Origin of the sequence: Streptomyces sp. NPDC048389, assembly GCF_040706335.1 — a bacterium.
Taxonomy (GTDB): Bacteria; Actinomycetota; Actinomycetes; order Streptomycetales; family Streptomycetaceae; genus Streptomyces.
Genome location: NZ_JBEZKP010000026.1, coordinates 38,714 through 53,382, shown reverse-complemented (window position 1 = coordinate 53,382; position 14,669 = coordinate 38,714). Strand labels below are relative to the sequence as shown.

The 14,669-nt window shown below is 72.1% G+C and carries 10 protein-coding genes; 1 reads left to right on the top strand and 9 read right to left on the bottom strand.

The window, feature by feature from the left end:
- Positions 1–201: 201 nt before the first annotated feature.
- Complete coding sequence (locus tag AB0903_RS19255; RefSeq protein WP_366704275.1) at positions 202–1,392, bottom strand: hypothetical protein; 1,191 nt, start codon at positions 1,390–1,392, stop codon at positions 202–204.
- Positions 1,393–1,807: 415 nt separating this feature from the next.
- Entirely contained in the window at positions 1,808–2,311 is a 504-nt protein-coding gene (locus tag AB0903_RS19250; RefSeq protein WP_366704273.1) for an ATP-binding protein, read from the bottom strand.
- Between the two features lie 445 nt (positions 2,312–2,756).
- On the opposite strand from AB0903_RS19250, the gene AB0903_RS19245 reads away from it, so the two are divergent.
- Positions 2,757–3,344, top strand: a complete 588-nt coding sequence (locus AB0903_RS19245; RefSeq protein ID WP_366704271.1) for a response regulator transcription factor — start codon at positions 2,757–2,759, stop codon at positions 3,342–3,344.
- A gap of 72 nt (positions 3,345–3,416) precedes the next feature.
- On the opposite strand, the gene AB0903_RS19240 is transcribed toward AB0903_RS19245, so the two are convergent.
- From AB0903_RS19240 to AB0903_RS19210, 7 genes are all read right to left on the bottom strand, one after another.
- A complete protein-coding gene (locus AB0903_RS19240) occupies positions 3,417–5,195 on the bottom strand; it encodes an ABC transporter ATP-binding protein (RefSeq protein WP_366704269.1) in 1,779 nt (592 codons plus the stop codon).
- On the bottom strand, positions 5,192–7,492 hold the full coding sequence (locus AB0903_RS19235) for an ABC transporter transmembrane domain-containing protein (RefSeq protein WP_366704267.1): 2,301 nt from the start codon (positions 7,490–7,492) through the stop codon (positions 5,192–5,194). Before AB0903_RS19235 ends, AB0903_RS19240 begins: the two co-directional genes overlap by 4 nt.
- Positions 7,493–7,758: 266 nt before the next feature.
- Positions 7,759–7,887 (bottom strand): SapB/AmfS family lanthipeptide, encoded by a 129-nt coding sequence (locus tag AB0903_RS19230; protein ID WP_366704265.1) that lies wholly within the window; start codon positions 7,885–7,887, stop codon positions 7,759–7,761.
- A gap of 28 nt (positions 7,888–7,915) precedes the next feature.
- Complete coding sequence (gene lanKC, locus AB0903_RS19225) at positions 7,916–10,543, bottom strand: class III lanthionine synthetase LanKC (RefSeq protein ID WP_366704263.1); 2,628 nt, start codon at positions 10,541–10,543, stop codon at positions 7,916–7,918.
- 253 nt (positions 10,544–10,796) lie between these two features.
- Positions 10,797–11,564: an enoyl-CoA hydratase-related protein gene (locus AB0903_RS19220; protein WP_366704261.1), complete on the bottom strand. Its 768-nt coding sequence runs from the start codon at positions 11,562–11,564 to the stop codon at positions 10,797–10,799.
- A gap of 74 nt (positions 11,565–11,638) precedes the next feature.
- Complete coding sequence (locus AB0903_RS19215) at positions 11,639–12,889, bottom strand: Ig-like domain-containing protein (protein ID WP_366704260.1); 1,251 nt, start codon at positions 12,887–12,889, stop codon at positions 11,639–11,641.
- 245 nt (positions 12,890–13,134) lie between these two features.
- Positions 13,135–14,358, bottom strand: coding sequence for an Ig-like domain-containing protein (locus tag AB0903_RS19210; RefSeq protein ID WP_366704258.1), 1,224 nt, complete (start codon positions 14,356–14,358; stop codon positions 13,135–13,137).
- Between the last annotated feature and the right edge of the window lie 311 nt (positions 14,359–14,669).

Sequence of the window (14,669 nt, the reverse complement as noted above, 5' to 3'; positions counted from 1 at the left end):
ACCCGGGGGTGGGCGAGTTGGGCGCCGGGTTCACCGGCGCCCGGTCCGCCGCAGCGCCGCGTCCACGGCCGCGCCGAGTCCACGGCCGCCAAGTCCGGAGCCAAGTCCACGGCAGCGCCGCGTCCACCGGCACCGGCACCGGCACCGGCACCGGCACCGGCACCGAGGGCAACGGTCACCGGGGGCGGTGGAACTCCGCGGTCAGCGGAACACTCCGGTGTGGCCGAGGGAGTAGCGGCCGGGCTGGGGGTAGACCGCGAGGCCGTGCGGGCCGCTGCCGACGGGGATGCGGGCGAGCTGCTCGCCGGTCCCGGTGTCGATGGCGTACACCTCCGCGTCGTAACGCCCGGACAGCCACAGCACCTTGCCGTCCGCGGATACGCCGCCCATGTCGGGGCTGCCGCCGTCCGGCAGCCACCACTTCTTCGTCAGGTCGTCCTTGGCGAAGTCGAAGACGGAGACGGAGCCCTCACCACGGTTGGGAATGTACATCTCCTTGGAGTCGCGGCTGATGTAGAGGCCGTGGGCGCCCTTGCCGGTGGGGAGCAGCTTGGGCTGGGTGAATTTCGCACCGTCGAGCACCCACACGCCATGGGCCATCATGTCGGCGATGTAGAAGGTCTTGCCGTCCGGGGAGAGTTTCACGTCCTGCGGCATGGCGCCCTCGAAGGGCAGCTTCTGCTGGGCGATCACCTTCATCGTCTCGGTGTCGACCTTGAGGAGCTCGGCGGAGAATTCGCACGAGACGATGAAGTAGCGGCCGTCCGCGGAGAAGTCGGCGTGGTTGACGCCGTAGCAGGAGACCGGCTCGGTGTGCTTGATCTCCATGGTGTGCGGGTCGCGGAAGACGAGTTCGCGGTCGAGGGAGGCCATGACGACGGCGTACTTGCCGTTGGGCGTGAAGTAGAGGTTGTACGGATCGTGTACGTCGACCGGCTTGCCCGCCTCGCCCGTCGCCGGGTCGATCGGGGTGAGCGTGTGGCCGCGGTTGTTGTTGACCCACAGCGTCTTGAGATCCCACGACGGCACGACGTGCTGCGGCTGCACTCCGACGGGGATGGTGTCGACGACCTTGTACGTCTCGGGGTCGATCACCGAAACGGTGTTGGAGTTGGTGTTCGGCACATAGACCCGTGACGGGAAGTCCTTGACCACCGGCGAGAGCATGCCGGGCCGGTCGGCGGCGTAGACGTCCTCGGGGTCGAGGACCGGTGGCATGCCGGGGAGTGCGTCGGCCGATGCCTGCTGGGGCCGGGCGGGCGTGGCGGTCGCGAGGGGCGCATGGGTGCCGCTCGCCTTTGTCCCCTCGCCGCCCTGGCCGCAGCCCGTGAGCAGTGCGAGGACGGCGCCCGCGAACAGCGCGGCGGTCCGCTTCGTCAGGGGAGTCTTCACGGGAGAGCACAGTAGGGCGCCCAGAGCAGGAAAGTGATTATTTGCCCCCTTTTATCCGCTGGCGCGAGTCGCAGGATCACGCCCGCCAGACCGAACGCCCGACCGAGGAATAACCCCTCAGTCGGGATAGCCATGCATGCATTACCAGGCAAGTGGGCCACCTCACCTACGATCCTTCAAAGACATGTCTGCTTGTTCAGAAAATATCCGATTAAGGGGTTTGGAGATGGGGCGTCCGTCTGCCATAGTCGATGACACGACCTCCATTGACCCGGGCCAGGTCGACATCAGCCGCCGTGGATACACCCCCCGATCCACGGCGCTCCACACAGAAGCCCCCGGCGCCGTCCCCCCGGCGCGCGGGGGCTTCTGTGCCTTCAGGGGCGCACGGCGGCAAAGGCCGGCCGGTGTTCTCTCAGCGCTCGGTGACCCGCATCTCGAACCAGGTCGTCTTGCCGCGCGGCAGCAGGTCCACGCCCCACCGGTCGGCGAGCTTGTCGACAAGGAACAGGCCGCGGCCGCTCGTGTCCATTTCGGCGACGGGCATCAGACAGGGCAGCCCCCGGGACGGATCGCGCACCTCGATGCGGATCCAGCCGCGGCGGCGCAGCATCCGTAAGCCGAAGACCCGCGCACCGGTGTGGCGTACCGCGTTGCCGACGAGTTCGGAGACGAGGAGCACCGCGTACTCGCAGGTCTGCGCGGGAAGTGACCACTGGCGCAGCACCACGTACTGGGTGAGCCGGCGTGCGGTGGCGGCGGATTCGGGGCGGGAGGGGAGGCGTACCTCCGCATCGGCGGGACTGCCGAACAGCTCCACTGCTTCGAGTGCCTGTTCGTCGGCGGCGGCAGGTGCCCACCGTGCGGCGGTCGCGCTGATGCGCTGCCGCGGTTGTCCCACACCCTCGAGGCCCGACATGCCTCCATCATGGCCCCTGCCGCCCACCCGTGTGGCCGCTCCGGCGGAACGGGCCTCCTCCGGAGCAGGACCGTCCGACGGGCTCGCACAACGTCCGGCCCCGACGCCGCAAGGCGCCTCCCATCCGCGCGGACCTGGGCCGACGCCACACTCAAGAGTGACGCCGACGCTCGCGGCTGCACACCCTCGCCGGTGTACCGCCCCTGCGCGCCCGCCTCGTCCGGGCTCGTTATCTGGCCATTTGCGGTGCGGCGACCGAACTCGGAGACCCCGATGGCCTGCACCGGTGCACCGGTCCGGGGACGCATCCGGCCAATCCGCCGCCTCATGCGCCTTTGTGCTCCCGAAAGCCCCGTTCCCCCGACCACGGTGGGGGCACTCAGAGGAGGGGCGGATCACGAGCGTCACGCCGACAGGCGCGGCGGGCATACCCAAGGGGTGGGAAATGATACGTGTGACCGTGGTGTACCAGGCCGGGCTGTTGCGGGCGGCGCTGGAGGAACTGCTGCGTTGCGGAGGAGAGTTCGAAGTCTCCTCGGTCGCGCACTGGTCGCAGAGACCGGCCGTTGGCCTTGCGGTGCCGGACGTGTACGTCGTCGACGCCGAGTGCCTGGAGCCGGCCAGGGCCGCCGACCGGGCTGCGGCCGGAAGGAGCGCCCTCGTGGCGCTTGTCCCTGCGCAGCGACCAGGGGTGCTGCGCAGGGCCCATGAGGCCGGTGCCCTCGGGTTCGTCGACAAGGACGGCTCCAAGAGCCGGTTGCTCACAGCGGTGCGCCGTGCCGCGAAGGGCGACCGGTTCGTGGACGAGGCACTGGCCCCGGAATTTCTCACCGCCGCGGAAATGCCGCTCACCCAGCGGGAGTTGAGCGTGCTGGCGCTGGCTGCCAAGGGGGAGCCGATCGCGGAGGTGGCCGCGTCGTTGCACCTGTCACAGGGGACGGTCCGCAACTACATGGCGAGTGTCATCCGCAAGGTGGGGGCCCGCAACCGGGTGGACGCGATCCGCATCGCGCAAGGAGCCGGCTGGACCTGACCTGACCTGACCGGCGGGCCGGCCGCTTCGGCTCGCACACGGACCGCTGCCCTCGAACGGCGTCCGGCCGGATCAGCGGCCCGTGCCGTGCCAGTGCCCCACCAGGTCCCGGTACAGAGCGGAACGCACCAGGAGATCCTCGTGTGTTCCGCACTGGGCGTGCGTGCCGTCGAGGACGAGGACGCGATCCGCTCGGAGCGCCGACGACAGCCGGTGGGCCACCACCACCAGGGTCCCCGGCCGGGCAGCGAGAGCCCGTTCCGCCACCGCCTCCGTCGAGGGATCGACGTGGGACGTCGCCTCGTCGAGCAGCAGCACGGGCGCCAGGGAGAGGTGGGCGCGGCCGAGGGCGATCAGCTGCCGCTCGCCCTGGGAGAGGGTCCGCGGTGTCAGCATCGCGTCCAGACCGCCGACCCTTGCCGCGAGCGGCTCCAGCTCCAACGCCCGCACGGTCTCCTCCACCGCCGCTCGCGGAGCATCCGGGTGCAGGTAGCACAGGTTGTCCCGGAGCGTGCCGGTGAACACGTACGCGTCCTGCGGGAGAAGGGCACGCAGACCCGTCAGTTCCGGGAGTGACGGCGGCCCGATTGCCTGCCCGGCCAGCCGCACCGCCCCTGCGGTCGGTGCCAGCGTCCCGGCCGCCACCAGGAGAAGTGTCGATTTGCCGATGCCGCTCGGCCCGACCACGGCGAGGTGCTCGCCCTCGTTGACGGTCAGGTCCATTCCGTCCAGGACGGGACGCGCCCGCGACCCGAAGGAGACCCGGACGCCCCGGAGTTCCACCGCCGCCCGGCCCGTCGGCGGGGCGGGCCCCGGGCCTGCCGCGGGAGGGCCGGCGACGGCCGTGTCCGGGTACGGCTCGGTGAGCCGGCCCAGGACCACGAGCAGCCGGGCGCCCGCGGCGCCGAGCACGGTCATCAGCGAATGCAGGGCGGGGAGCAGTGCCTGAAGCAGATAGGTGAGGGCACCTGCCAGCGCTCCCGCCGTGACACCTTGCCCCAACAGCCACGGTGTGCAGATCAGCAGGAGGAAGACCGGCAGCTGACCGGCCACGGCGACGGAGAGCGTGCGCACGGCCGCCCAGCGGGCCATCGACCGTGTCGCGGCGGCGGCCTCGTCGATGTCGAGCCGCCCCTGTGCCGCCGCGGCCTCCTGTGTGCCACAGGCGACGATGTCGCGCAGGGCCGTCCGTACGCTTTGCGCATGCCGGCCGACCGCCTCGTCGGCATCCAGATAGCGGTGCTGGGCGCGGGCCATCGGCAGGAGCGAGGCCACGAAGAGTGCGACGCCCAGCAGCAGCGGCGGCAGAACGATCAGCAGGAACTGCGGTGCCAGCGACAGCAGGCCGACCGCGGCCCCGGCGGCGACGAAGACGAAGGAGCGCGCGGTGAGCACAAGCCCCGCGAAGCTGTCCCTGGCGATCTCCGTCTGGCTGGTCAAACGGGAGACGGCCGTGCCGTCGACCGATCCGCCGGGGGCGGTGGCCTTGCGCAGCGCGTGCACCACCGCGCGGCGGACCAGAGCGTCGCGCAGCGGCTCCGTCAGGTCGGCGAGCAGAGCGAAGACCCTGCGGGTGACGGGTGCACTGAGCAGGATCGCCCCGGCCGCAAGCGCCAGCCAGAGCAGACCGGTCACGGTGTCCGCCCGCAGAAAGCCGTCGTCGAGTGCTCTGGCGACGCCGTAGCCCCCGAGGAACGTCTGCACGGACTCGGCGGCGGACAGGGCCACGAGCCCGAAGAGCGTCCGCTTCCTGCCCAGCAGGAAGCGCCGGGCCGGTCCCGCCAGTCGGCGGGCGGCCGCCCGTTCCGTGGCGTCGTGGCCGTGGCGGGGCCTCGCGGCGGCCCGGCTCACCGCCCGGTCCTCCGGCCGCGACGTGCGGCCACGGCGGCGGGCGGCCACCCGGCCCGTGACACGGGAGCCGTGTACGGGGGCCTTGTAGGGCCGGGCGTCGGCACGAGGTCAGACCCGGTCGTCGGGCCGGGCGTCGATACGGAACCAGGTTCTGACACCGGGCCGCGCGTCGGCACGGAACCGGACCCGGACACCGGGCCGGGCGCCGGCACAGAACCAGGTTCAGGCACCGGGCCGGAACCAGACCCGGACACCGGAGCAGACCCGGACACCGGAGCAGACGCCGACACGTAACCAGACCCGTTCACCGGACCAGACGCAGCCGGCGAATCCTGTGTCGGCACAGGGGCCCCCGCGGCCGGCCCGTACGGGGCGGTCGGCGGTTCGGGCGCGGACACGGACCCGGGCACGGGCACGGGGGCGGGCACGGGCACGGGGGCGGGCACGGGCACGGGGGCGGGCACGGGCACGGGCACGGGGGCGGGGGCAGGGGCGAACACCGCACGGTAGTCCGGGTCCCGCCACAGCTCGTCGTGCGGCGCGACGCGCCGGACGCGGCCCGCCTCCAGCCAGATCACCAGGTCGGCCCGGGCGGCGGTGGACACCCGGTGGGCGACAACCAGCCGGGTGCCGGTGAGCGAGGAACGCGACAGAGCGAGTTCCACCTGCCGTTCCGTGGCCGTGTCGAGGCTCGAGGTCGCGTCGTCCAGGACCGTCAGACGCCCTCGGCGTACGAAGGCCCTGGCCAGCCCAAGGCGTTGCCGCTCGCCCCCGGACAACGGCACCTCGTCCAGCGGTGTCCGGTAGCCCCGGGGCAGCAGGCGTACGAAGCCGTCGGCGTGCGCGAGGGCCGTGGCCTGCCGGACCTGCTCCCCGCTCGCGGGGACGGCTCCGGCCGCCACGGCCTCGGCCACCGTGCCGCCGGGGAACTCCGGCCGTGCGAAGGCGTAGGCGACACAGGCGCGCAGCTCGCTGCGCGCCACCCGGGGCAGCGGCGTGCCGTCGAGGAGCACCCGCCCCACGTCCGGATCCTCCAGCCGGCCGGCGACTGCGGCGAGGCTGGACTTGCCGGAGCCGGACCGGCCCACCACGGCGGCCGTCGCACCTCCGGGCACCTTCAGCGTCACGTCCGTGAGCAGTGGCACGCCGCCGCGCACCACACCGACCCCGCTGAGTTCCAAGGTGCCGGTTCCGTCGACCGGCAGGACCTCGCAGCCGTGGGGCATCGGTTCCAGGTCCGCGAGTTCGGCCGTGCGGCGCGCCGCGCTACGTGCGCGCACAAGCGCGCCGAGCGGGGAGGCGACCCCGCCGATGCCCGCTGCGAGCGCCGCGTAACGCGAGGCTGCCAGCAGTTCCCCCACGCTCAGGGCTCCTTGGGAGACCCGGATACCGCCCACGGCGAGGACGGCTGTGACGAGCAGGGGCAGCAGCACGCCGCTGTGCGCGACGGCACGGCCGTGCACGGTCCACATACGCCGTCCGTGCCGGGCCAGTTCGTCGAGCGGGGCGAGGACGCGCCGCGCCTCGCGTTCGACGGTGCCCGCCGCGGCGACCGTGCGGGCGCCCTCCAGCGCCTCCGCCAGCCGGGCGGCGATGTCGGCCTGTACGCGCTGGTAGCGGCCGACGCTGTCGGACGAGTGGCGGGCGAAGGCACGCAGCAGCAGAAACAGCAGCGGAACACCGGCCAGAAAGACAGCCGCGGTCCACGGATCGATGAGCGCGAGGGCGACGAGGGCGCCGACGGGTGCGAGCAGCGAGGAGAAGATGGTGGCGAGCGCCGCAGGCGCGGCGCCGCTGTCCGTCGCGTTCACACACAGCCGAGCGGCGACGTCACCGGGAGAGTACGGGGCCGCCCTCTCGAGCGGACTGCCGAGCAGACCCGTCAACGCCCGGATGCGTACCCAGGCGGTGGCGCGCGCGTTCGCCAGTTGGCTCAGCAGGACGCGTGCGGCCTCCAGGAGGACCTCACCCGCCAGCAGCACGGCGCTCAGGGCGAGCCATGGCCCGGCACCTTGGCGCCGGTCCAGCATCAGGTCCAGCGCGTGCCCGATGACGGCGGGTACCGCGAGCGCGCACCCGGCTGCGGCCGTCGAACACAAGCCCAGGACGGCCGCGATGAACCAGGTGCGCCGCACCGTGCCGCGCAGGAGCGCGTCCCCGCCGCTCGCCGGCGGCGTACGGCCCTTCTCCCGCCGGCCCCCGCTTCGGGGCTCAGCGGCCCGCTGCCCCTTGTCACCCCGTTCCTTGTCACGTCGTCGCCTCCCCCACGGTCGCTCGGCCCGTTCCAGCCTCCTCACCCCTCTCCGTCGCCCGTCTCCCTCACCCCGCTCCGTCGCCCGTCTCCCTCGCCCTCAACGGCGCTCGTCTCCGTCACCCGTCCCGCCACTCCTGCGCGGAAGGCAGCGGAGGGCAGCCCTGGAGGCCGCTCCCGGGCCCGGTCGGGCGGAAACGTCCGCCGCCGTGGCGGGCGCGGGCGCTCCCGACACCGCGGCGCCCCCGGAGACGTGCTCCGGGGGCGCCGGGACTCCGCCGCGACTCTCGCCGCTCACGGAGCCGCGCCGGATCAGTCGCAGGTGGTCACGCTGAGGCTGCTGTCACCGCAGAGCAGCAGACTGGCGCGGCTGCCGGTCTCGACGTCGCCGATGGCCTCTTCCTTCGGAGTTTCCATCGACTGCAGGTCGAGCAGGGTCATGATCTCTTCCTCTCTGTTGGGGACGGTGCTACTGACGACCCCGGGACGGGGCCGGTTCTTGGGGGTGGTGCAGCGGCGGCAGGAACGGCAGCTGCGCCGGGCGGTCGCCGAGCGCCGCCGCCAGCGCCAGCAGGCAGCCGGCCGTGCCGGTGGACAGGTCCATCGACAGCCGCATCATCTGCTCACCGGGAAAGGCCAGTCGGCCTTCGTAGGACATGGCGTGCCAGGCCAGCGAGCGGATCTGACGGTGTACGTCCTCCGCTGTGGTGCCGGGGCCGCCGGTGGTGGTGCGCGCCAGGTGCAGGACCATGCCGGCGGCACCGCGGAAGAGGCCGGGCTGTGCGTAGAACACGGCCTGCGCGGCCCGCACGATCTCGCGGCGTGCCCGGTCGAAGGTGTCGTCGCGGCGGTGGGCCGCGTAGTCGTCGAGCACCATGCCGATACCGACGCTGCCCGCTCCCAGGTAGGGCATCGTGCGCCAGCCCTCGTCCACCTGAAGAGTGCCGGCCGCACCGTGTACGCAGCGGGACAGGTCGTCGCTCAGCGCCTCGGCCGCGAGGTCGAGCAGCGCGGTGTCCCCGGTGCGTTCGTACAGTCGCACGTGGAGGAGCGCCCGGCCCGCGGAACCGTGCAGGAGGCCGGTGCGCCGTGTGCTCCGCCCGGTCCCGGCACCGGCACCGGCAGGGACGGGGCGGGCAGTCAGTTCCGCGCAGCGGAGGGCGGCGTCGTGCAGGGCGCTCTCCCCGGTGGCGGCGGAGAGTGCGTCGAAGGCAAGGCCGATCCCGGCCGTGCCGCTGTGCAGGTCGGGTGAGAGCGCCGACCAGTCCTGTTCGAGGATCCGATGGGCGAGTTCCAGGGCAGGGCCCGGGTGTCCGAGCCGGTGAAGGGTCCAGGCGATGCCGGAGAGGCCGTCGTAGAACCCGAGCGGAGTGCCCGAGTCGGGTGCCTTGGCATGGCGCAGCAGCCACTCCTCGGCGGCGGGGCAGGCCGGGGAGCCGCTCTCGCCAAGGGCGTGGAGCACTCCGGCGGTGCCGTAGCCGAAGCTCGCTCCGCCGCCCGCGGTCGCGAACTGCGCGATGTCGCCGGGGAAGTACCGGTCCTCGCGTTCCGGGGTCGCCGACGCGAGGATCGCCTCGGCCATCGAGTCTCGGCTGCGCGGCCAGTCGTCCGGTTCCACGGGAAGGAACCGGCCCGTTCGCCTCGCCGGTGTCCTGGACGGGCCGCCGGCCGGGTCGCGTCCGATCTCCCGTACGGCCTCGTCGAGGAAGTCGCGGGGAACGGGGAAGTGCCGTGCCGCGAGGTCGGCCAGGTGCGCCGCCTTGTCCCGGTCGACGGCGAGCAGGCTGGTGAGCGGGAGGAACAGGGCGATCCGCAGGCAGGCCAGCGCGTAGCGGTCGACGTCCGTGCCGCGCCGGTCGGCGGGTGCGACGAACGCCGGGTGGGCGACGATCTGCCGGCCGCGCTCCTCCACGGGGCTGGCCGCTTCGAAGTCGAGCAGGACGACGGACTGCTCGTCCTCGGCGACCATGATGTTGAACAGGTGCAGATCGTTGAAGACCACTCCGCGTGCGTGGACGTCGGCCACCGCCTGTTCGACCAGGCCGTGCATCCGTATCGCCCACCGCGTGTACTCCTCCAGCCGTTCGGGCGACGGATCCGTGTCGATCAGCGGGTGCCTGCGGGCGAAGAAGGAGTTGAGCGGGCGGCCCTCCACGTACTCCAGTGCGAGGAAGTGGTGCTCGCCCAGCACGAAGCTGTCCACGACCTCGGGTGTGCAGGCGAGCCCCGACAGCTTCCGCAGCGCCCGGTGTTCCCGGTCCAGGCGGGTGACCGCGTCGGCGCCGTCGGCGGCGAGGCCGGCGTGCGGGCGTGCCTCCTTGAGCACGACCCGGGTGCCGGTGGCCTTGTGGTGTGCCTCGTATACGCCGCCGCCGTTGGAGAAGTGCAGCGCCTTGTCGACGGCGTACGGCAGGTCTGCGACGGCCACCGCGCCGCGGGCCTCGAGATGGGGCCGCAGGTAGTCGGGCGGGGTGATCCACTCGGGTGTCCGGAACACCGGTTCGCGCGAGTCGGGCACCAGCACGCCGGACTCGTTCTCGATCGCGGGTCGCAGCTCGCCGTGCTCGTCGTAGCAGTGGCGGCGGGTGAAGCTCCCGTACCGCAGGTGCACCGGCCCGGCGCCCCAGCGCAGATCGCTGAGGATGTACGGACCGGGCTCGCCGTCGAGCAGCGCGGCGAGGTCGCCCGCGATACGTCCGCACCGGGCCTCGTCCGCCGGGTAGACCGTGATGAACTTGCCACTCGCCGCCCGGTCGGCGTACTTGGCGTTGCGCTGGTGCAGGAGGTAGCGGCTCGGGACGAACTTGAACGCCACCTCGTGTGCCAGGCAGTACGTGCGGACCTTGCCGAGCACCGACTCCGCGTTGCCGAGCGAGGCGGAGACATGGATCTTCCAGCCCTGGGACGGCAGCGCCCGGTCCACGGGCCGCAGGGCGAGCCAGTCGCCCGTACGGTGGCTGAGCCAGCCCTCGGGGACCGGCAGCCGCGCCGCCTCGTACAGGGAGCCGTCAGCGGTCTCCTCCGCGAACGCCAGGCGGTGCGGGGCGTCGTAGAAGTGCCGGTCGGCGTCGCAGAAGACCGCGTACCCCTTGTTCACGCACACTCCCTCGGTCGGTGACAGGAATGACGTTGTCACGCGCTGCGAGGCGCCCGACAGTCACCGCTGTCACCTTCCGAACGTGCGGTACGCACAGGTAACCAGGGCCGGACGCGGGTCGGCCTCCACCGAGCCGGCCCCGGCCCCGGCCCCGGGGGACGGAGGCGGGGACGGAGGCGGAGGCGGACACGGCCCCGGGGGACGGAGGCGGGGACGGAGGCGGAGGCGGAGCCGCAGCCGGACTCGGCCCCGATCAGAGGAACTTCGCCTTGCCCGGCCCCTCCTCGACGAAGCTGCGCATGCCCCGCTCGCGGTCCTCCGTGGCGAACAGGCCCGCGAACCAGTTCCGTTCCACCGCGAGTCCCGTCTCGATGTCCGTCTCGAGACCGGTGTCCACCGACTCCTTCGCCGCGCGCAGCGCCAGCGCGGGGCCCTTGGCCAGTGCCGCGGCCCAGGCGTGGGCCTGCTCGTACACCTCCGCGGCGGGGACGACCCGGTCCACCAGGCCGAGGGTGAGCGCCTCTTCGGCCTTCACCATGCGGCCGGTGAAGATGAGGTCCTTGGCGCGCGAGGGGCCGATCAGCCGGGACAGCCGCTGCGTGCCGCCCGCGCCGGGGATCAGGCCGAGCAGGATCTCCGGCTGCCCGAGCTTGGCGTTGTCCGCGGCGATCCGGTAGTCGGCGCAGAGCGCCAGCTCGCAGCCGCCGCCGAGGGCGTAGCCGGTGACGGCCGCGACGACGGGCTTGGGGATACGGGCGACGGCGGTGAAGGACTCCTGCAGGGCGCGGGAGCGCACGACCATCGCCGTGTGGTCCATGTCCTGCATCTCCTTGATGTCCGCTCCCGCCGCGAACAGCTTCTCGCCGCCGTAGAGGATGACGGCCCGCACGTCCTCGCGCCGGCCGGCCTCCTCCGCGAGCTCGCGCAGCCGGTCCTGGACGGCGATGTCGAGGGCGTTCATCGGGGGGCGGTCGAGCCTGATGGTGCCGACGCCTTCGGAGACTTCGAGTGAAACGGTCATGGGGAGAGGTTAGTCCGCGTTAACGCGAGCGGGCCCGGTGCCGTTGCTCACAGCACCGGACCCGGCGGGGCGTGTTACTTCGTCCACTCGGCCCAGGACATGTTCCAGCCGTTGAGGCCGTTGTCGGGCGCGATCTGCTTGTCCTTGGAGTTCTTCACGATCACCACGTCACCGATGATCGAGTTGTTGTAGAACCAGGCGGACGGGGTGTTCTCGTCGTACGCGCCGCGCACGTCGCGCAACCCGATGCACCCGTGGCTGACGTTCGCCGAACCGAACGTTCCCGCCGAGGCCCAGTAGTTGCCGTGGACGAAGGTGCCCGAGGTCGACAGCCGCATGGCGTGCGGCACGTCCTTGATGTCGTACTCGCCACCGAAGCCGACGGTGGCGCCGTTCATCCGCGTCACCTTGTACTTCTCACTGATGACCATCTGCCCGTTGTACGTGGTGGTCGACGGCGCGCCCGCGGTGATCGGGATGTTCTTGATCTCCCTGCCGTCACGGACCACCTTCATGGTGTGGGCGCCCGCGTCGACGGTGGAGACCTGGCTGCGGCCGATGGTGAACGAGAAGCTCTTGGCCTGCTTGCCGTACACGCCCGGCCGGCCCTCGACGCCGTCCAGGTTGAGCTTGACCGTCACCTTGGTGCCGGCGGCCCAGTACTTCTCGGGGCGGAAGTCGAGGCGGTCGTTGCCGAACCAGTGGCCCTCGATGGGCACCGACGGCTCCGCGGTGACCGTGATGGCCTTCTCGACGGCCTCCGGCTCTGTGATACCGCGGGTGAAGTTGATGGAGACCGGCATGCCGACGCCGACGGTCGAGCCGTTCTCCGGCGTGTAGTGGCCGATGAAGGTGTTCTGGGGCACGAGCGTCGTGAAGGACGTGTCCTTGGCCGACTCCCGGCCCTCCGCGTCCTCGGCGACCGCGTGCACCTTGTACTTGGTCGCGCCGGCCAGATGGTGCAGCGGCTCCCAGCTCGCGCCGTCCGCCGACAACTTCCCGTCGATCTTCGTACCCTTGTCGTCCTGCACGACGACCGTGGTCAGCCTGCCCTTCGCCGCGGTGACCTTGAGCGCGCCGCTGGTCGCCACGGCGTCCGCACCGTCCTTGGGCGTGATGGTGACCACCGCCTGCGAGGCCGCGTTCTCGACCTTCCCGCTGCCGCCCTTCGCGCCGGAATCCGTGCCGTTGCCCTTGTCGGAGCCCCCGCCACCGCCGCAGGCGGTCAGTACCAGCATCGCCCCCATGACCAGAGCGGACAGCACGACGCCCCCGCGCCCCCGTCCGGTTCCGGCCGATGCCCCCGATATCGGCTGCCCGTTCACCGTCGTGTTCTCCCCTCGCACGGCCTGGCAGCGCCACGGCCCGCCCCCGCGCGCCTCGCACGCGCACGGCGACAGACAATCACACCGCAGGTCACCACGTGTGCACCCGCACGTCACCGTTCGGTCCCAAACCTGCGGGGGCGTCAGGCCGGTGGGGCGGCGGAGGCTGCGCGGCCCCAGGGGGCGGCGGAGGCGTCAGACCGGTGGGGGCAGACCGGCAGGGGCAGCCGACCGGCGGAGGCGGCTCAGCGGAGGGCGGAACCCGCCTTCCACTGCCGCCAGTCCAGGTTCCAGCCGCCGAGGCCGTTGTCCGGTGCGACCGTCTTGTCCTTCGAGCCCACGACCTCCACCACGTCGCCGATCAGGGTCCGGTCGTAGAACCAGCCGGCCGGCGACTCGCTGCTGCCGCCCTTGTCGTCCCGCAGCCCCACGCAGCCGTGCGAGACGTTCGCCGAACCGAACGTCTCCGCGGCCTCCCAGTAGTTGCCGTGCAGGAAGGTGCCGGAGGTCGTCAGCCGGACGGCGTGCGGCACGTCCTTGATGTCGTACTCGCTCTTGCCGTCCTTCTTGGTGAAGCCGACCGTCGCGCCGTTCATGCGGGTCACGTCGTACATCTCCGTGACCACCATCTTGCCGTTGTACGTCGTGGTCTTCGGGGCGCCGGCGGTGATGGGGAGGGTCGCCAGCAGCCGGCCGTCGCGCACGACCCGCATGGTGTGCGCCGCCGCGTCGACCTGGGACACCTGGGACCGGCCGACGGTGAAGGAGACCGTCTTCTGCTGGATGCCGTACACGTCCGGCGCCGCCTCCACGTCGCGCAGCCGCACGTCGACGGTGACCTCGGTGCCCGGTTTCCAGTACGTACGGGGACGGAAGTCGAGCCGCTCCCCGCCGAACCAGTGGCCGACGACCTCCATCGGCGGCTTCGAGGTCACGCGGATGGCGCGTTCGACGGCCGCCCGGTTGTCGATCTTCCGGTTGAACGCGAAGGAAACGATCATTCCGGTGCCGACGGTCTGGCGGTTCTCCGGTTTGAAGTACCCGATGAACCGGCTCTCCGGCACCACGGTGGTGAACGTCGTGTGGCGGGCCGCCCGGCGGCCGTGGCCGTCCAGTGCCACCACGTCCACGCTGTACTTGGCGGCGGGTTTCAGCCGGCTGCCTTTCGTGGGCATCCACCGGAGCCCGTTCTCGGAGATCTCCCCCTCGACCTCGGTCCTCGTGGCGTCCTCGATCCGGGTGACGGTGACCCGCTCCAGTCTGCCGCTCGGCAGCCGCACCTCGACGGTGTCGTCGGGACGCACCTTCTCCGCCCCGTCCTCCGGGGTCACCCGGATCGTATCCTGCGCTCCCGGTTTGTCCCCGATCCCGAAGGTCCCGCCGGAGCAGCCGGCGAGGCCCGCGATCAGTCCTGCCCCTGCCACGACGACCGCGGCCTTGCGCCCTGCCCGCATCAGTACATGTCTCACGTAACGGTCAACGACGACCACCCCGTGCGGGCAACGTCGGCGGCGGGCGATGTTGGGACTCGGGTGGTGCGGGCAGAAATGGTGGGAGGACCACGCGTGGGGTGCCGCGGCCTGGACGCCGCGGGCCAGCCCACCGGAGCCCCGGGGCCTGGGAGTACCTCCAGCAGGGCCCGACGAGCCGCGGGAGGCCGGCAGGTGTCGAGCGCAGCCGAGCAGGAAGCAGTGCGGGAGGGGGTGCCGGGCGAGCCGCCCGGCACCCGTTCGGCGGTGGCCGGAGCGCCCGCGCGCCGCGCCGGGCCAAACGCCCGCGA

What these genes read in the sequence shown, in the direction of transcription:
- AB0903_RS19250 (WP_366704273.1), bottom strand. Translation starts at nt 2,311, where the DNA reads ATGTCGGGCCTCGAGGGTGTGGGACAACCGCGGCAGCGCATCAGCGCG.
- AB0903_RS19245 (WP_366704271.1), top strand. Translation starts at nt 2,757, where the DNA reads ATGATACGTGTGACCGTGGTGTACCAGGCCGGGCTGTTGCGGGCGGCG.
- AB0903_RS19230 (WP_366704265.1), bottom strand. Translation starts at nt 7,887, where the DNA reads ATGACCCTGCTCGACCTGCAGTCGATGGAAACTCCGAAGGAAGAGGCC.
- AB0903_RS19220 (WP_366704261.1), bottom strand. Translation starts at nt 11,564, where the DNA reads ATGACCGTTTCACTCGAAGTCTCCGAAGGCGTCGGCACCATCAGGCTC.